A 19294-nucleotide genomic window follows, 5' to 3' on the forward strand; every position below is an offset into this window, starting at 1 on the left:
CCTTAAACATATAGAATGCGAAATGAGCGATAATAAAACTGTTCTTCAAGAGTTTGAATACGAGGATAAGTCTTTTTGGATTGAAGCGAAAAAATTAAAAAAGGTTCCTGGTTATTATAAATGGTGGGCTAAGGAAAAGCTTGTTAAAGAATTGTTGGATTGGTTAGGAAAAGAAGATCCTAAGTTTAAAAAACTTGTAAAGTATGAAAAAATGAAGAGGGAGGGACATTTCGAGTATGACAAAACAAATACATATTGTTGCGTCTATGTAGGAAAGTCGGATAACGTTATAAGAAGAATTGTAGAAAATCATATTTGTGGCTCAATACGTAATTCAACTATGCGTAGGCATTTGGGGTATATTATACAGAACAAGATTACAAATAAATTTTTGGATAAAAAATTTTTGGAGAATGCTGTTAACGATATTATTCAACAAATGAAGGTGTCCTTTGTTGAGATAGAAAAAGGCCTAGATCAGGAAGAGACTTGTCAGATAAACAGAAAGTTGCATATTCTGAATGTTAAGAAAAACGATTATGGGGATAATTATTGTTGCCAACAAGCGAAAATGATAAAATGCAAGTTGGAAAATATGATGGACAGAAATGGGGATTCTGTTAGGAAAATTTAAATCTAAAGGACTACAAATTGCGGGTTATGTTCAATTCGCGTTAGGGGTAGTGACCCCTTGGGGCGGCACTGTGGTGCCGTTTTAGGAGGCGGGTGACGAGCGAAGCGATGACGGCTGCCCCTAAAATATAGCTCGACCCACGTAGTGGGGAACGCCCAAAAGAAAAGAACTCAACGTTCGCGAAATGAAGTTCCTCGAAGACGACAAATGCGTAAGGCGAGAGTCGCGACCGTGCTTGCATGGGCATGACCGAGCCTAGCATTTGGTACGAAGTGCAAACCAAGCTTGTGAAGCTCTCTGCAAAGCCGAACTTCCTCGCTATCAAGGCGAAGGGTCCGGATTACGCGAAGAACATGAAGGTGATTTCCGCTAAGCTCAACAGCCTTACGGTTGATGAAATCAAGGCTCTCCAGGCTGGCGAAACCATCAAGTTCGAATTCGGTGAAGTTGGTGCTGACTGCTTGATGCTCAACCGCATCGTTGCCGACGGCATGGCTGTGGAAGCCAACCAGCACTTCACTGTGGCTCTGAATTTGAAGATCACGGACGAACTCCGCCGCGCCTGCGTGGCTCGCGAACTCGTGAACCGCATCCAGAACCGCCGTAAGGACCAGAACTTTGCAATCTCAGACCGTATCAGCATTGAACTTTATTCTGAAAGCGAAGTGCTGAAGCAGGCTGTGAAGGAAAACGAATCTTACATCAAGGGCGAGACGCAGGCTGACGCTATCGTGTGGAAGGATTCTACTGCTGGTTTGCAGGAATCTGATGCAGATGGCGAAAAGGTCTTCGTCGAAGCTGTAAGATAATTTCATTGCAAGCGACAACCTCACAAGGCGAGAGCAGCGGCCACGCTTGCGTGGGCATTGCCGAGCCGAAGAGGTTGGGCACAAAGTGCCAAGTCTTCAAGCAGGCCGTCGCGGAGAATGAAACTTACATTGCGGGAGAGACGCAGGCTGTCGCCATCAAGTGGGCTGCCGTTGCCGATGGCTTGGAAGCGAATGACGCCGACGGCGAGGCCTTCAGCTTCACGACGGTAAAAGCGTAACTCGAAAAAATAAAAAATCTGAAAAAACGCTCTTTCCTTGCGAAAGGGCGTTTTTTTTGTTCAGATTTTCAAATCAGTTTACTTTTTCTTTTTGTTTTTCGATAATAATTATGCGTATATTAGCATATATGCACCAGGCGTGCGTGGAAGGGGCCTGATTTTAGGGGACCTGGGGGAGCATCGTCGAAAATGGTGAAATTGCCGATTATGATGGAAAAACGGCGTTTTTATTTAAAAAGGAGTCCAATATGGAAGAAAAACAAATTGAAAATGTTCAGAACCAGAACAACAAACCCGAAACTAACAAAATCGTTCTTCCTCCAAAGAAAGGCGATCCCGGTTACGACGCGTTCATGAGGAGACTTTTTAGATCGGCTGCTTCGAACATGCTGAGGGATGACGAAATATAAAAGTGGGTAGAATGATTATACAAGATTTGAAATCAACGCTTAACAATTTTTGGTTTTGGGCGAGTGTTGGTTTTTTTATATCCACGTTTGTCACAGAGTTGATTATTGAATTTTGTTAAATGCTGACACAATGCGTTCAGAAAAACCTCACAAATACAGTTAAAAGCGCACTAGATTCGGAGGTGTTTTATGGAAAAGTCGACAATCAGCGATGATCAGCAGGCGTTGCACATGGAAGAACGTGCCATTGCTGATATTTACAGGGCCCGTAAGGAACGCCGTAGACGCATCCTTCGCGAGAATGTGCCTCTATTTATTCGTAATAGGGAGCGCATTCTTGCTGATGATAAGATGGCGCGTTGCCATATAGACTGCATTCGTTTTGGGCTAGCTTATTCTGGAGAATGGAATGTGCCGGTGGCTTTCTTGGGCGGATTGATTCGCTTGTGGAAGAATCCGACGTTTCAGGCGGAATGCCCCAAGTGTCATGAAACTGCCTATTGTACCGGCGGTGGCGGCAGTCCTCTTTCGGGGGCGAAGAGCATTGCCATGACCTGTGGTTCGTGTGGTCATCGGTTTACGACTTCGGCAACGAAGGCGGATGAGAATGCGATTGCCTTTGGGAGATCCCTGATTGCAGCGATCAACAGCTCAAATGCGGGGCTAGGAAGCGTGGATGATGAATGCCTCCCCATTGAAGATGTTGTACATTTATTGGAACTTGAAGAGTCTAACGCGAAATAGGCTTTGTATTACACTTTCTTGTTTAATCTTTTACACGAAATGTAAAACTTAAAGTTATAATTTACAATTTATGTAAAGATTAAAAAGTATGAGAATCCATTAAAAGTCCTGAAAAATGCCGATTTTCGCTTAAATTCGGTAATTTTAACAATTTCTGTAAAATTGGCACGTTCTTTGCATTAAGGGGGCGATAATCTTAAACTCCTTTAATGGAATGTGCTTATGAATTTTTCAAAATGGACCGGGTTGGGCAACGATTTCGTGCTCTTGGAACCGGGTGAGTCGCTGGATTTTAGCAGCGGATTTGAACAGCGTATCATTAAACTTTGCGACCGTCGTTTTGGCATTGGTGCCGATGGCGTAGTTGTTGTGACTCCGATGGATGGCGACGGATGCCTCGTGTTAAACGGGATCAGCGAAGGCCCTGTTTCGAAGGCTGTTGCAAATGGCGTGGATTTTGAAATGCGCATTTTCAACGCCGATGGTTCTGAGGCGGCGATGTGCGGGAATGCGACGCGCTGTGTCGCGAAGTACATTCAGACTCGCGGTCTTGCAAAAGATGCAAATACCAAGGTTTTCAATTTGCATACGAAGAGCGGCCTTGTGCGTCCGGCGCTTTTGGATGATGGCCGTGTGTGTGTGGATATGGGGCTTCCCAGGACGTTCCTAGGCTCTATCAAGCTTACGGCGGACTGCTATGATTTCACGGCCGAAACGGTCTCGATGGGTAATCCGCATGCTGTGATTTTTGTGGATGATATTGAAAAGATTCAGCTTGAAAATTGGGGGAGCGTTCTCGAAGTGGATAGGCAGTTCCCTGACCGCTGCAACATTGAATTTGCCCAGGTGGTTGCTCCCGGTAAGATCCGTATGCGCGTTTGGGAACGCGGCTGCGGTGTGACGATGGCTTGCGGAACTGGTAGCTGTGCGACTCTCGTGGCAGCCCAGCGTACAGGCCGCGTGGGCGTTGAAGCGGATGTCATCCTGGATGGCGGCACGCTCCACATCAAGCATGAAGAGGACGGTCCGGTGCTCATGACTGGCCCTGCACAGGAAGTATTTAAAGGAACAATCTAATGAACTCATCTATTGTAAATACCAACTACGACTTGCTGCCGGGCAGCTACCTTTTCTCTACTATCGCCCAGAAAATCAAGGAATATCAGGGCGCACACGCTGATGCTGATATCATTCGCTTGGGAATTGGCGATGTGACGACTCCCTTGATTCCCGAAGTAATCAAGGCAATGCACAATGCGGTCGATGAAATGGCGGTGAAGGGTACTTTCCGCGGTTATGGTCCGGAACAGGGCTATGACTTTGTGCGCGAGGCGATTGTCCGTGGTGAATATACGGCCCGTGGCATTGAAATGGATCCGAACGACATTTTTGTGAGCGATGGTTCCAAGTGCGATGTGGCGAACATCCAGGAACTCTTTACAGAAAATGTAAATATCGCGATTCCGGACCCTGTTTACCCGGTTTATTTGGACTCCAACGTGATGGCGGGCCGTGCAGGGGTGTTGCAAGATGATGGACGTTTTTCTAAGGTGACCTACCTTGCATCGACTGCTGAAAATAATTTCCAGCCGGACTTGCCGAAGAATCCGGTCCAGCTGATTTACCTTTGCAGCCCGAACAACCCGACGGGTACGGTGCTTAGCCGCGAAACGCTCCAGAAGTTTGTCAACTACGCAAACGAAAATGGGGCTCTGATTTTGTTTGATGGCGCCTACAACTGCTACATTCAGGACGAATCACTCCCACATTCCATTTTTGAAATCCCGGGCGCCCGTACTTGCGCAATCGAATTCCGCAGCTTCAGTAAGACGGCTGGCTTTACGGGTGTGCGTTGTGCCTACACGGTCATTCCGCATGAACTTTCGAAACTCCATGCGATGTGGAACCGTCGCCAATGCACCAAGTTCAATGGCGTGAGCTATGTGACGCAGCGTGCTGCCGAAGCGATTTATTCGCCGGTGGGCTGGCAGCAGACAAAGGAAGTCATTGCCGGTTACATGCGTACGGCTGGCGTTATCCGCAAGGAACTGACTGCAGCAGGTTACACAGTGTTCGGTGGTGAACATGCCCCGTACATTTGGTGGAAGATTCCGGATGGAGAAAAGTCCTTCGACTTCTTTGACCGCCTGCTTGCTACGTGCGAAGTTGTGGGGACGCCTGGAAGTGGCTTTGGCCCGTGTGGCGAAGGGTATTTCCGCTTGACTGCCTTTGGCGACTATGAACGCACCTGCGAAGCCCTGAAGAGAATCAGAGAGAAACTTTAGAACTTAGAACTTAGAACTTAGAACTTAGAACATTGCTTTTTTCTCTATGCTCAGCCAACTAAGTTCTAAGCTGCTAGTTACTAGGTCTTAAAAATTCTAGTAACTGATAACTATTAACTAGTAACTGCGCCGAAGGCGCGAATTCTAATTACTATCTTATGTCCATGCCCTCCTCTATTGGTCCTGAAATTTCGGTCATCCAGAAGATTAGCGTTGCGATTATTCACGAGCGCGATGTGGAAAAGTTGCTCGAGAATGTCCTTGGCATTTTGGAATCCGAACTTGGAATGTTGCGCGGAACTTTCGCGTTGCTTTTTGGCGATACGCTGAAAATCGAAGCTTCGCGCGGGCTTGACGAAACGGAAAAGCAACGTGGCTTTTACCGTATGGGCGAAGGCATTACGGGACATGTGGCCGAGCGTGGCTTGAGCCATGTGATTCCGGACTTGCGTAAGGATTCCAGGTTCTTGAACCGTACGGGTAGCCGCCATTACGAAACCCAGGTGGCATTTATCTGCGTTCCCCTGATTCATGATGGTCAGGTCATTGGAACGCTCTCGATTGACCGCCCGGTGGACGGTTCAACCGATCTGGATCGCGATGTGGCCTTACTCGAAATTATTGCAAACATCACAGGCGATGCGGCTAACGAATGCATTGAACTCCACGGTGAACGTGAGGCGATGCTTGAAGAAAACCGCAAGCTCCGCGATATGCTTTCGAACAACCCCGGCGAACTGGTGGGTAACTGCCGAGAAATGCGCCAGGTGTACGAACAAGTGCGCCAGGTGGCGCCTAGCGATGCAACGGTCTTGATTCGCGGCGGTAGCGGTACGGGTAAGGAAATGATTGCCCGTGCGATTGTGAACTTGTCTGCGAGAAAGGATAAGCCGTTCATCACACTGAACTGTGCTGCTCTCCCGGAAAACCTTGTTGAAAGTGAACTTTTTGGTCATGAAAAGGGCGCCTTTACGGGTGCCTTGAATCGCCGTATTGGCCGTGCTGAAGCGGCAAATGGCGGTACGCTTTTCTTGGATGAAGTGGGCGACCTGACGATGCAAACTCAGGTGAAGCTCTTGCGCTTTTTGCAGGAACGCACCTTTAGCCGTGTCGGTAGCAACGAAGAACTCCATTCGGATGTGCGCTTCTTGGCGGCGACTAGCCGTAATCTTGAAGAACTCATTGCGCAGGGCAAGTTCCGTGAAGACCTTTTCTATCGCCTGAACATTTTCCCGATCACCATGCCGGACTTGGCCAAGCGTAAATCCGACATCATCTTGCTTGCGGAGCACTTCATTGAAAAGATGAACTTGCGCTACAACAAGAAGGTGGGTCGCCTTTCGACGACGGCTATTAATTTGCTCATGAGCTATCACTGGCCGGGCAACGTGCGTGAACTGGAAAACTGCATAGAACGTGGCGTGCTTACGGCAACGGATGATTGCATTCATAGCTACAACTTGCCGCCTTCGCTCCAGACGAGCCTGAGCGTAGGCTCTGTGGGCGGAACCCCGAGTGACAAGATTGCGCCTCTCGAGGTGATGATGGATAACTATGAACGTGAAATCATTACTGAAGCGATTAAGCGCAATGACGGTAACATCTCTGCAGCAGGGCGCGATTTGGGGGTCTCTCCGCGCATGATGAATTACCGCATGAACAAGCTTGGAATTAAGCTCGGTCGATAGTTTTAATTAATTTATAAACGAAAAGGTTGTACGCTTTATGGCGTGCAACCTTTTTTGTATGCTCTGGGGAATGCGAAAAAGCAAAAAAGCCACTCGCCAATGGCGAGTGACTTGTCTTCGGTTTTGATGTGCTTAATTAGAGGCTTGTCATTAGTAGATGAAGAGCATCTCACGGTACTTCGGAAGCGGCCACTTTTCGTCCGGAACAATCTTTTCGAGAGAGTCCACAACCAAGCGGAGGTCGAGCATACCGTTCAAGATATCTTCGTGCTTGGAAGCGAGAGCCTTTTCCATCACTTCAATAGCAGCGAGGAGCTTCTTGATGCCTTCGCCAAGCGGCTTGGCGTAAGAATCGAGAGCCGGGAAGCCCTGGTTCAGAGCCATTTCGTTGGCCTTGAGAGCGGCGGAGTAAGCTTCGATAGCCTGCGGGAGAATGATGTCCTTGGCCATGTCGCGAGCGATTTCACCTTCGATGTGAATCTTCTTGTGGTAGTCTTCCATGTTGACTTCGTAGCGGGAATCGAGTTCGCGCTTGTTGAACACGCCGTACTTTTCGAAGAGGGCGACGTTTTCTTTCTTGTTGAGTGCCTGGAGGGCTTCCATAGTAGTGCGGGTGTTCGGGAGGCCGCGCTTTGCAGCTTCTTCGACCCATTCGTCCGTGTAACCGTTGCCGTTGAAGATAACGCGCTTGTGTTCCTTGACGATCTTCTGGAGAAGGTTCTGGAGTTCTTCGTGGAACTTGTCTGCAGGAACGTTGGCGAGCTTGTCGGCGATGATGTCGAATGCTTCTGCAACGATCGTGTTGAGGATGACGTTCGGTTCAGAGCAGCTCTGGCTGGAGCCCGGTGCGCGGAATTCGAACTTGTTGCCGGTGAAGGCGAACGGAGAAGTACGGTTGCGGTCCGTAGCGTCGCGCGGGAGCGGCGGGAGAGTGTCGGAACCGAGCTTGAGTGCGCCAGCCTGCTTACTGGACTTCGGATCGCCCTTTTCGAGCTGGTCGACGACGTCAGCAAGCTGGTCGCCGAGGTACATGGAGATGATTGCCGGAGGAGCTTCGTTTGCGCCAAGGCGGTGGTCGTTACCAGCGCTTGCAACAGCCATACGGAGTAGGTCAGCGTGAGTATCGACGGCGTAAATCACAGCGCAGAGCGTGGTGAGGAAGATGGCGTTCTGGTGCGGGTCCTTACCCGGGTTCAAGAGGTTGGTCTTACCGTAGTTCACAGACCAGTTGTTGTGCTTACCAGAACCGTTGATGCCTGCAAACGGCTTTTCGTGGAGGAGGCAGACGAGTCCGTGGCGGTCAGCAACCTGACGGAGGACTTCCATAATCTGCATGTTGTGGTCGCAAGCGAGGTTCACTTCTTCGAACATCGGAGCAAGTTCGAACTGAGCCGGAGCGACTTCGTTGTGGCGGGTCTTTGCCGGAATGCCGAGCTTCCAGAGTTCCTTTTCCACATCGTTCATGAAGTTCAAAATGCGAGACGGAATGCTACCGAAGTAGTGGTCTTCCATCTGCTGGTGCTTAGCCGGAGCTGCACCGAACAAGGTGCGGCCGGCCTGATAAAGGTCCGGGCGCTGGAGGTAGAAACGCTTGTCGACGAGGAAGTATTCCTGTTCGGCACCGAGCGTGACGGTGACCTTCTGCGGAGCGACACCGAAGAGGCCCATGAGACGGTCGGCGGATTTCTGCAAAGCCTGGATGGAGCGGAGGAGCGGAGTCTTCTTGTCGAGTGCTTCACCAGTGTAGCTGCAGAATGCGGTCGGGATGCAAAGCGTTGCACCGTTGCCGTGACGCTTGATGAATGCCGGAGAGGTCGGGTCCCAGGCGGTGTAGCCGCGGGCTTCAAACGTAGAGCGAAGGCCGCCGCTCGGGAAGGAAGATGCGTCCGGTTCGCCGACGATCAAGTTCTTGCCGCTGAACGCGAGGATGGCTTTGCCATCTTCGGGTTCAAGGAAGGAGTCGTGCTTTTCTGCAGTAGAACCGGTAAGGGGCTGGAACCAGTGAGTAAAGTGAGTGGCGCCGCGATCGATGGCCCACTTTTTCATAGCGTGTGCAACTTCGCCTGCGATGCTCGGGTCGAGCGGTGCGCCGTCATCAATAGTAGCGAAGAGCTTTTTGCAAATGTCTTTCGGAAGGTAGGTGCGCATCGCTTCGGCGTTGAAAACATCTTCGCCGTAAAAGTCGATGTTTGCAGGTGCTGCCGGCATTACGCCCGTTGCGTTTTCACTTGCGATTTCCTTGATAGCTTTTAATCTGTATTCGTTGCTCATGGCAATCTCCTATTTGAATTTTTCGGTCTGCCAAATGCAAAAAGTGTGCCAAAAGGGGAGACGAACCAGAAAATGGCGAAATCTGCGCGATTTCAAAAATGTAAAAGATTACACTTGATTTTTACTTAGTTGTAAAAATTACAATAAATGAAAAACTTTAATTGAAAATACAAAAAGTGTAAAACTTAGTGGGTTAAAAGGTTGGTCGGAAAATTTCCGAAGATTGTGAAAATTTTCGTGCTGCCGAGTGATGTTTACGCGTTGTGTAAAATTACGATATTTCTTTACGATTTTTGTAAAAAGAATACTCTTTAATGCTCCAATATAAATATGAAAAACCCTAAAAAAACGCCTGTTTTACATTTTATGAGCGGTTTTCCAAAAATTGGCACGGATTTTGCAAATAGGAAGCGCAAAAATTAGGAAAGGATATATATGAACGCTCAAGCACTTTACGATCCGGCCAACGAACACGACGCCTGCGGTGTCGGCCTGGTCGCTAATATTAATAATGTTGCCTCGCACCAGATAGTGTTGCAGGGTATCACGGTCTTGAAAAGACTTATGCATCGCGGTGCGGCTGGTGGCGACCCGGAAACGGGTGATGGCGCTGGCCTTTTGCTTTCTATGCCGCACAAGTTCTTCCGCAAGCTTTATCCGACGCTTCCGGCACGCTATGGCGTTGGCATGTTCTTTGTCGAAAATACGCTTGAAGCGGAATCCTTTGACGCTAAGATTCGTGAAATTGCCGAAGCTGAAGGCGTGAAGGTTCTCCAGTTCCGCGAAGTTCCGGTAAACCCGACTAAGATTGGCCGCACGGCTCGCGAAACCTTGCCGCATATTCGTCAGGTGTTCTTTGACGGTTCTGCATTCAGCACGAATGAATCTTTCGACATTAAGCTGTATGTGGTGCGCCGCTTGATTGAAAAGGCTTGCAAAGGTCTTTACGTCTGCAGCTGCAGCCGCCGTAGCATTGTTTATAAGGGGCTTTTGCTTGCAAGCCAGATTGAAGGCTTCTACAAGGACTTGAACGATCTCGATTTTGAATCCCCGATTGCACTTGTCCACCAGCGTTATTCTACGAATACGTTCCCGACTTGGCCGCTTGCCCATCCGTTCCGTTACCTCGCTCACAACGGCGAAATCAATACGTTGCGCGGTAACCTCAACAGCTTGCGCGCTCGTGAACCGCATTTGAAGAGCTCTGTTATCGGTGATGACTTGAAGAAGCTTTTGCCGCTCGTTCCGGGTGGTCAGAGTGACTCGGCTAGCCTTGATAATATGTTTGAACTTCTCGTTGCTGCGGGCCGTAGCCTTCCGCATGCGATGATGATGCTCATGCCGCAGGCCTGGGGCCAGAAGCATTACCTCGGCCGCGATGTGCGTGGCTTCTTTGAATATGAATCCATGCTCATGGAACCGTGGGATGGTCCGGCTGCTGTCGCGTTCTCCGATGGTGTGAATGCGGGCGCAATCCTTGACCGTAACGGCCTCCGTCCGGCACGTTACACTTTATGTAAAGATGGCCTCTTCGTGATGGCTTCTGAAACGGGCGTGCTTGACTTGCGCGATGATGAAGTCGAAGAAAAGGGCCGCCTCAAACCAGGTGAAATCATCTACCTCGATTTGGAAAACCACCGCATCTTGAAAAATGCCGAAATGAAGGCTCAGGTGGCACGTAGCAAACCTTACCGCCGCTGGGTTGCCGAAAACAAGATGAGTGTTCGTGGCCTCTTCAGCGAAATCAATCCGTCTGATGTTCCGGATGATTTGCTCGTACAGCAGAAGCGCTTTGGCTATTCTGCCGAAGATTTGTCTGTCATCTTGAAGCCGATGGCCAAAAATGGTGCAGAACCGATCGGCTCCATGGGTAACGATGCCGCTTTGGCCGTGCTTTCGGACAAGCCGCAGCCGCTGTTCAACTACTTTAAGCAGTTGTTCGCCCAGGTGACGAACCCGCCGATTGACCCGATTCGTGAAGAGCTCGTGATGAGCCTTACGACTTACATCGGTAACCACGGCAATATTCTTGAAGAAACTCCGGAACAGGCGCACCTCATCAAGATTCCGCGCCCGATCGTGACCGAAGACGAAATCCGCCGCTTTGAAAACATTGGCGATAAGAGCTTCAAGGCTAAGGTGCTCAAGATGCAGTTCCCGCTGGGCGGAAACGGTGAGGTGCTCGAAGCCGCTTTACAGAATTTGGCAGGTGATGCTGTGCGTGCTGTGAGCGACGGTTTTGATATCATCGTGCTTTCGGATAAGAACGTGGATTGGGGCTACGTGCCGATGCCTTCGCTTTTGGCAACGGCTTGCGTGAACCGCACCTTGGTCGAAGCTGGTGTTCGTCCGGAAATCGGTTTGATTGTGCAGTCCGGTGAAGTCCGCGAAGTTATGCACTTTGCTTTGTTGCTCGGTTACGGTGCAACGGTCATCAACCCGTACCTTGCATTCCAGAGCCTTACCAGCATGTGCCATAGCGGCGACCTGGATGTCGATCCGGTGACGGCTGCTGCAAACTACGTCAAGGCTGTGGACAAGGGTCTTTTGAAGATCATGTCGAAGATGGGTATCTCGACGCTCCGTAGCTACCGCAGTGCCCAGATCTTTGAAGCTGTCGGCTTGAACAAGGAACTTGTCGAAAAGTTCTTGCCGGGTACGGCTAGCCGCATCGAAGGTATCGGTCTTGAAGAAATCGCTCGCGAAGTGGGTGAACGCCAGAATGTCGCATTTGCCGATGCAAGCAAGGTTCTTCAGTCGGGTGGCCAGTACAGCTTCCGCAAGGAAGGCGAAAAGCACTTGTGGACTCCGCAGTCGCTCGCTACATTCCGCCAGGCTGTGCAGGGTGGCGATTACGAAAAGTTCAAGGCCTACAGCAAGCTCATCAACGACCAATCTGAACGTCAGGCAACATTGCGTGGCCTCTTCAAGTTCAAGCAGACGACTCCGATTGATATCTCTGAAGTCGAATCCCGCGAATCCATTATCCACCACTTTGTGGCAGGCGCTATGAGCCTTGGCTCCTTGAGCCCAGAAGCCCACGAAACGATTGCTATTGCCATGAACCGCATCGGTGCCATGAGCAACTGCGGTGAAGGTGGTGAAGATCCGGACCGCAATACTCCTGCCGCAAACGGTGATATCCGTAGCTCTGCCATTCGCCAGATTGCTTCGGGCCGCTTTGGCGTGACGATTGACTACTTGCGCCATGCAAAGGACTTGCAGATTAAGATGGCTCAGGGTGCAAAGCCGGGTGAAGGCGGTCAGCTGCCGGCTCACAAGGTGAACGAATTTGTGGCACGAATACGCCACTCAATTCCGAACGTGTCCTTGATTTCTCCGCCGCCGCACCATGACATTTACTCCATCGAAGACTTGGCTCAGCTCATTTACGACTTGCGCAATGCAAACCCGAAGGCTCGTGTCTCTGTGAAGCTCGTTTCTGAAGTGGGCGTGGGTACGATTGCTGCTGGTGTCGCAAAGGCTCATGCCGACGTGGTGCTCATTTCTGGCCATGATGGCGGTACGGGTGCTTCTCCGCTTACTTCCATTAAGCATGCTGGTCTTCCGTGGGAACTCGGTATTGCCGAAGCGGAACAGACGCTTGTCCTCAATGACTTGCGTGGCCGCGTGAAACTCCAGGTCGATGGCCAGCTCAAGACGGGCCGTGACGTGGTGGTCGCAGCCCTCCTCGGTGCCGAAGAATTTGGTTTTGCAACGAACTTGCTCGTTAGCCTTGGCTGCGTGATGGACCGTAAGTGCCACACGAACCAGTGCCCGATGGGTATTGCAACGCAGGATCCGGAATTCCGCAAGCGCTTTGCCGGTAAGCCGGAATACGTTGAAAACTTCCTCTACTTCATTGCAGACGAAGTCCGTGAAATTTTGGCAAGCCTTGGCCTGCGTTCTCTCGAAGAAGCTTGCGGCCGTAGCGACTTGCTTGAACGCGATGAAGCTATTGCCTTCTACAAGGCTCACAACCTTGACTTCTCGAAGATTTTTGAAACCGTCAATGGCGGCATCAAGTCTTACGACAAGAACTACGTGAAGGAAGCTCTCGAAAACTTTGACCGTCGTGAACTCTTGCCGTTCGTTAGCGATACGCTCAAGAGCGGTGCCAATGTGGAACTCTGCACGGTTGTTCACAATACCGACCGTACGGTGGGTACGGAACTTTCCGGTGAAGTTGATGAACACTTTGGCGTGAAGGGTCTCCCTGAAGATACGATTAAGGTCCACTTGCACGGTGTGGCTGGCCAGAGCTTCGGTGCTTTCCTTGCTCCGGGTGTAACGCTTGACCTCGAAGGTGAAGCAAACGACTTTATGGGTAAGGGCCTCTCTGGAGGTAAGATTATCGTCCGCCCGCCTAGCAATGCAAGCTTCAAGGCTGAAGACAATGTCATTGCCGGTAACGTTATCGGTTACGGTGGAACTTCTGGTAAGATCTTCATCAACGGTCTTGCTGGTGAACGCTTCGGTATCCGTAACTCCGGTATGCTCCTCGTCTCGGAGGGTGTTGGCGACCATGGTTGCGAATACATGACGGGTGGCCGCGTGGTTGTGCTCGGTCGCGTGGGCGTGAACTTTGCTGCCGGTATGACGGGTGGCTTTGCTTACGTGTACGACGAAACGGGTCACTTCGACTTGAGCTGTAACGTAGATTCTGTGGACCTTGAAAGTGTGCTCCCGGGTACCGATAGCGAAAAGGAATTGCTTGATATCATCGGCCAGCATGTGAAGGCTACAGGCAGTGAAAAGGGCAATCGCATTCTTGAAAACTGGAATAGCGAACGTCCGAAATTTGTGAAAATATTCCCGGTGGATTACCGCAACGCATTACAGGGGAAGGCATAATGGAACAGGTGAAACGCATACAAGATGTCTACCGCCCTGTTGAAGAGCGCGTCAAGGACAACAAGGAAGTTGAACGTAAACTCACTTCTATTGAAGTGGTAAACCAGGCGGGCCGTTGCCATAGTTGCGGCATTCCGTTCTGTCATGGTGCGGGTTGCCCTCTCGGAAACCTTGTGCCGGAATTCAATGCAGCAGTCGCTTTAGGAAATGCGGAACGTGCTTACGACATTATCAGTAAGACCGCGTTCTTCCCGGAATTTACGGGCCGTGTTTGCCCCGCACTTTGCGAATCTGCTTGCACGGGCAATGTCCATAACGATCCGGTGATGGTCCGCCAGATTGAAAAGTTCATTATCGAGACCGCTTTTGAAGAAGGCCGTGTGGTGCTCCCCGAAGCGGAACCGAATGGCAAGACGGCGGCAGTGATTGGCTCTGGCCCTGCCGGGCTCTTTGCTGCCGAAGCGCTGCGTCGTAAGGGCTTTGCTGTCACGGTTTACGAAAAGCGTGAAAAGGCCGGTGGCCTGTTGCGCTACGGTATTCCGAACTGGAAACTCGACAAGTCTGTGATTGACCGCCGCGTGGCTTTGCTTGAAACTGCTGGAATTAAGTTTGTCTATAATACCGAAATCGGTAAGGATATTGCTGCGGAATACATCCACAAGAATTTTGACGAAGTCTTCCTTGCAATTGGTACACCGAATGCCCGTGACCTTAAAATCCCGGGCCGCGATGCCGAAGGCATTTTCCTTGCTCTCGACTTCTTGCATGGTGCCGAAAAACCGGGCGAGACGAATCCGGAAAAGTTCTCCGCCAAGGGCCGCAAGGTGCTCGTGATTGGCGGTGGCGATACGGGTAACGACTGTGTCGGTAAGGCCATTCGTGAAGGTTGCGAAAGCGTTTTGCAGGTGGAATTCATGCCGAAGCCGCCTGAGGAACGTTCTCCGTCCACTCCGTGGCCGGATTGGCCATATATGTTGCGTACAAGCTATGCACAGCATGAAGGTGGTGAACGTCGCTGGAATGTGTCGTCTAAGCAGTTTATTGTGAAAGACGGTCGCGTTGCCGGTGTCGAAGCGGTTCGCGTGGAATGGGAAATGTCCCCACAGGGTCGTCCGCTCAAGCCGAACGAAGTCCCGAATTCGACCGAAGTCATCGATACAGATTTGGTGGTGCTCGCCATGGGCTTTACCGGTGTGCCTGCCGAAGGTATCGTGAACGATCTCGGACTTTCGCTCACTCCGCGTACGGCGATTATCCAGGATCCGGCCCGACATATCTATGCAGTTGGCGACTGTGCCAATGGAGCCTCCCTTGTGGTGCGCGCCATGGCCGATGCCAAGGCAAAAGTTGCTACAATTAAGTAGCGGAGTTTTATAACCAAAAAAGATATGTTTGGATTCTATCGATTTGCGAGCGTTTCCCCGGTCTTGAAGGTGGCCGATACGGCCTACAATACCGAGGAAATCATCAAAAGTGCGAAGGAAGCTGCCTCTAACGGGGCGGCTTTTGTCGTATTCCCGGAACTGTGCATTACGGGTTACACGTGTAGCGACCTGTTCCATCAGGAACTGCTGTTGCAAAATAGCTTTAACGCTTTATTGAAAATCGCGGGTGCTTTTGCCGATAGCGATGTTGTTCTTGCCGTGGGACTTCCGTTGCGAATGTTCGGGCGCTTGTACAACTGTGCCGCGTTCTTGCAACATGGTAAGCTCATTGCAGTGACGCCCAAGATTCATTTGCCGAACCAGCGTGAATTCTATGAGAAACGCCATTTCTCGAGCGGTCGCGACTTGTTGCGTGGTGCCGTTGGCGGCTCTGTTGGAGCAATCCGTTGCTATTTCGATGGCGTTGGCGAAGTGCCGGTGACAAATTACTTTACCGTAAAGTGTGGTGCGCTTGGTCAAAACGGCAGCGAATGCGCGGGTTCCGAAGTTCGCGTTGGCGTTGAACTTTGCGAGGACTTGTGGACGCCTGTACCGCCGAGTGGTGAACTTGCACTTGCCGGTGCAAATGTAATTGTGAATTTGTCGGCAAGCGATGCTCTCGTGGGCAAGCGCGATTACCGCAGGAATCTTGTATTGAATCAGTCGGCAAGATGCATGGCTGCCTATGTGTATGCATCGGCAGGCGTTCACGAATCGACAACGGATATGGTCTTTAGCGGTCACTTGATGATTGCCGAAAACGGTTCGTTGATTGCCGAAAGTAAGCCGTTCTCGCGCGAAACGGAAATCGTCTATGCAGATGTTGATGTCGAACGCTTGAATATGCAACGCCTGAGCGAAGGCTCGTTCCAGGATTTCGATAGCCGAGAAATTGTAGCGCGTGCCGCAAGTTTTGATGGCCTGCGTGCTGTCGAAAAACTGCAATACCGATTTGTTTCTCCGATGCCATTTGTGCCGGGCTCTCTAGAATCTCGCGATCAGTCTTGCACTGAGATTTTCAATATCCAGTGTGCAGGTCTTGCGAAACGTCTGGAAGCTTCGCGCTCCAAGCGTGCTGTGATTGGACTTTCGGGCGGTCTTGATTCGACGCTTGCATTGCTTGTTGTTGCAGAAACATTCAAGTTGCTGAAACGCCCTGCGTTGGAAATCTTGTCGCTCACGATGCCCGGATTCGGAACGACGAAGCGCACGAAGAATAATGCTGTTTTGCTTGCGGAGCTTTTGGGCGTTGAACTGCGGACTGTAAGCATCAAGGATGCGTGCCTCCAACATTTCAAGGATATCGGCCATGACCCGCAAAAGCTTGACGTGACTTATGAGAATGTCCAGGCGCGCGAACGCACGCAGATTCTGATGGATGTCGCGAATGGCGAAGGCGGAATTGTGATAGGAACGGGCGACCTTTCCGAGATTGCGCTTGGCTGGAGCACGTACAATGCCGATCACATGTCAATGTATGCGGTCAACTGCGATATTCCCAAGACGCTTGTGCGCCATATCGTACACTGGTATGCGGACAACTCGCTGAAGTTTAGTGCCGATGCAAAAACGGCTATGGAATTGAAGAAAGTCTTGTACGACATTCTCGATACGCCAGTGTCACCGGAACTTTTGCCTGCCGATGATAATGGACAAATTGCGCAGAAGACCGAAAGCATTTTGGGCGCATACGAAATCCACGATTTCTTCCTCTATCATTTTGCCAAGTATGGTGCAACTCCGCAAAAACTTTTGTTCCTTGCGAAATACGCATTTGCGGGCAAGTTTACGGATGAAGAAATTGAAAAGGCGCTTACAGTCTTTGTGCGTCGATTCTTTACGCAACAATTCAAGCGGAGTTGCATTCCGGATGGCCCGAAGGTCGGAACGATTTCACTTTCGCCCCGTGCGGACTGGCGCATGCCAAGTGACGCAAGTTTTGCGGACTGGCTGAAATAATTCTCGCTATTAGTTCACTCGCTATTAATTCAAAAAAATAAGTGCCGCCTTTGCGCGGCATTTTTCGTTTGAATCCTGTTTGACAATTTGACGTTCTCGTTGCAAACGTAAAACCCCGGAACATTTGTTCCGGGGTACTTTAGTCAACAGAGATACTTTTTAGTTGGTAGAACTTAGTTGGCAGAGCTTAGTTGGCAGAACTTAAAGAGAAAGCTTTGTTCTAAGTTCTAAATACTACATGTTGCTGAAGATTTGGAATCCGCTGTAAGCTTCTTGACCGTGTTCAGCTTGGTCAAGGCCGCGAAGTTCTTGCTTTTCAGTCACGCGGAGGCCCATGGTCTTCTTGATGATGAAGAAGATGAGGCTTGCGGCAGCGAAGCACGGGACAGCGTAGGCGAGGACACCAACAGCCTGAGTGCCGAGCGTGTAGTCACCGGTGATATCGAAGATACCGACAGCGAGCGTACCCCAGACACCGTTTACGAGGTGAACAGAGAGAGCACCGACCGGGTCATCCAAGTGCAAGCGGTCGAACATGAAGACTGCACCGACGACGAGCACACCAGCGATTGCACCGATAATCCAGGAAGAAAGCGGGGTCACGACGTCTGCACCAGCGGTGATAGCGACGAGACCGGCAAGGCATCCGTTGAGGGCCATGGTGGCGTCCGGCTTCTTGGAAACGATCCAGCTTGTAAGCGTTGCGGTGATGATGCCTGCGACAGCAGCGAGGTTCGTGGTCACGAGAATCCAGCTAGTAGCCTTCGGGTCGCCGTTAAGAGCAGAACCGGCGTTGAATCCCCACCAACCGAACCAGAGCATGAACACACCGATTGTTGCAAGCGGAATGTTGTGAGCCGGGATAGCGTGAACCTTGCCGCCGACATACTTACCGATACGCGGTCCGAGAATCATGACGCCAGCGAGAGCTGCCCAACCACCCACAGAGTGGACGAGGGTAGAACCGGCGAGGTCGTGGAAACCGTGAGCACCGAAGGTGGAGAGCCAGCCGCCGCCCCATGTCCAGCTACCGACAACCGGGTAGACGAGAGCCACGTAGGCGATGGTGAAAACGAGGAAGGAGTTGAGCTTCACACGTTCAGCAACGGCACCAGAGACAATCGTTGCTGCGGTTGCAGCAAACATTGCCTGGAACAGCCAGTCCGTGAACAGAGTGAAGTGTCCGTTGTAGGCGGCAGTGAAGTTTGCCGGATTTGCCCAGTCGCCAATGCCGAAGCCTGCGAAACCGAGAATGCCGTTGAATGTACCCGGGTACATAAGGCCAAAGCCGAGCAAGGCGTACATCGTGATACCGATTGCCGGCACGGCGATGTTTTTGAAGGCGACGTTTGCAGAGCACTTAGCACGCACAAGGCCTGCTTCGACACATGCAAATCCGAGACCCATGATGAACACCAACATGGCGCTGATCATGATCCAAATGTTTTCCGTCATAAAGATGGCGTCGTTGACGGTTGCGACTGTTGCTACTTCGTTCATTTGTTAAATCCTTTTTGAAAATTTTAGTTTCTAATTCTGAATTCCTGATTCCGAATTAACCAATCGCCTCCGGGCCAGTTTCGCCCGTGCGGATGCGAACGCACTGTTCAAGCGACGTGACGAAAATCTTTCCATCGCCGATTTCTCCCGTGCGTGCGCCCTTGATGATGGCGTCGATGCAGGGCTTTACGAATTCGTCGTTCACTGCAATCTTGAGACAAATTTTCTTCAGCAAATTAACTTCGGTAACAACGCCACGGAAACGTTGGTTGTAACCCTTCTGCTGGCCGCAGCCAAGTACGTTAGTGACGGACATCTTGTAGATCTTGTTCTCGTATAGCGATTGCTTTACGCTATTGAGCTTTTCTGGTTGAATATAAGCTGTGACGAGCTTCATGTTGGTATCCTTTTTTGAGGTTTTTAATTTTTGTTCGCTACCCCTAATGCAAAGACTGTGCCAAAAAATAAAACTGGCGA

General features: G+C 50.6%; 14 protein-coding genes. 11 read left to right on the top strand and 3 right to left on the bottom strand.

Translation table 11 applies throughout. The annotated features are described in order from the left end of the window. Positions 1–22: 22 nt before the first annotated feature. The 8 genes from FSU_RS10965 (at position 23) to FSU_RS10995 (ending at position 6809) form a co-directional block, all read left to right on the top strand. Positions 23–634, top strand: a complete 612-nt coding sequence (locus tag FSU_RS10965) for a GIY-YIG nuclease family protein (protein ID WP_015732120.1) — start codon at positions 23–25, stop codon at positions 632–634. A gap of 245 nt (positions 635–879) precedes the next feature. Then, the gene (locus tag FSU_RS10970; RefSeq protein ID WP_244263622.1) at positions 880–1443 is read left to right on the top strand and encodes a DUF5915 domain-containing protein; all 564 of its coding nucleotides are present in this window, start codon (positions 880–882) and stop codon (positions 1441–1443) included. 5 nt (positions 1444–1448) lie between these two features. Further along, positions 1449–1682: a hypothetical protein gene (locus FSU_RS10975; RefSeq protein ID WP_155808768.1), complete on the top strand. Its 234-nt coding sequence runs from the start codon at positions 1449–1451 to the stop codon at positions 1680–1682. A 248-nt stretch (positions 1683–1930) separates the two neighbouring features. Beyond that, on the top strand, positions 1931–2092 hold the full coding sequence (locus tag FSU_RS16440; protein ID WP_014546475.1) for a hypothetical protein: 162 nt from the start codon (positions 1931–1933) through the stop codon (positions 2090–2092). A 189-nt stretch (positions 2093–2281) separates the two neighbouring features. Beyond that, positions 2282–2836, top strand: coding sequence for a hypothetical protein (locus FSU_RS10980; protein WP_015732122.1), 555 nt, complete (start codon positions 2282–2284; stop codon positions 2834–2836). A 222-nt stretch (positions 2837–3058) separates the two neighbouring features. Then, on the top strand, positions 3059–3913 hold the full coding sequence (gene dapF / locus FSU_RS10985; RefSeq protein WP_014546477.1) for a diaminopimelate epimerase: 855 nt from the start codon (positions 3059–3061) through the stop codon (positions 3911–3913). After that, positions 3913–5121, top strand: a complete 1209-nt coding sequence (locus FSU_RS10990) for an LL-diaminopimelate aminotransferase (protein WP_014546478.1) — start codon at positions 3913–3915, stop codon at positions 5119–5121. The genes dapF and FSU_RS10990 overlap by 1 nt, the downstream gene beginning before the upstream one ends. A 164-nt stretch (positions 5122–5285) precedes the next feature. Further along, on the top strand, positions 5286–6809 hold the full coding sequence (locus FSU_RS10995) for a sigma 54-interacting transcriptional regulator (protein ID WP_014546479.1): 1524 nt from the start codon (positions 5286–5288) through the stop codon (positions 6807–6809). 150 nt (positions 6810–6959) lie between these two features. Here FSU_RS10995 and FSU_RS11000 read toward each other — a convergent pair whose 3' ends face one another. Beyond that, positions 6960–9080, bottom strand: coding sequence for a glutamine synthetase III family protein (locus FSU_RS11000; protein ID WP_014546480.1), 2121 nt, complete (start codon positions 9078–9080; stop codon positions 6960–6962). A 435-nt stretch (positions 9081–9515) separates the two neighbouring features. Here FSU_RS11000 and gltB point away from each other — a divergent pair, with 435 nt between their 5' ends. Genes gltB through FSU_RS11015 form a run of 3 tightly spaced genes read left to right on the top strand, consistent with a single transcriptional unit; the run spans position 9516 to position 17317 of the window. Continuing rightward, entirely contained in the window at positions 9516–13934 is a 4419-nt protein-coding gene (gltB, locus tag FSU_RS11005; protein ID WP_014546482.1) for a glutamate synthase large subunit, read from the top strand. After that, a complete protein-coding gene (locus tag FSU_RS11010) occupies positions 13934–15298 on the top strand; it encodes a glutamate synthase subunit beta (protein ID WP_014546483.1) in 1365 nt (454 codons plus the stop codon). The genes gltB and FSU_RS11010 overlap by 1 nt, the downstream gene beginning before the upstream one ends. A 24-nt stretch (positions 15299–15322) precedes the next feature. Further along, positions 15323–17317 carry an NAD(+) synthase gene (locus tag FSU_RS11015; protein WP_014546484.1) on the top strand — a complete coding sequence of 665 codons (1995 nt, stop codon included), beginning with the start codon at positions 15323–15325 and terminating at the stop codon, positions 17315–17317. A 234-nt stretch (positions 17318–17551) separates the two neighbouring features. On the opposite strand, the gene FSU_RS11020 is transcribed toward FSU_RS11015, so the two are convergent. Continuing rightward, positions 17552–18817: an ammonium transporter gene (locus FSU_RS11020; RefSeq protein ID WP_014546485.1), complete on the bottom strand. Its 1266-nt coding sequence runs from the start codon at positions 18815–18817 to the stop codon at positions 17552–17554. A 55-nt stretch (positions 18818–18872) separates the two neighbouring features. Next, positions 18873–19214, bottom strand: coding sequence for a P-II family nitrogen regulator (locus FSU_RS11025; RefSeq protein ID WP_015732124.1), 342 nt, complete (start codon positions 19212–19214; stop codon positions 18873–18875). Positions 19215–19294 lie beyond the last annotated feature (80 nt).

Source organism: Fibrobacter succinogenes subsp. succinogenes S85, from assembly GCF_000146505.1.
In the GTDB taxonomy this organism is placed as follows: domain Bacteria; phylum Fibrobacterota; class Fibrobacteria; order Fibrobacterales; family Fibrobacteraceae; genus Fibrobacter; species Fibrobacter succinogenes.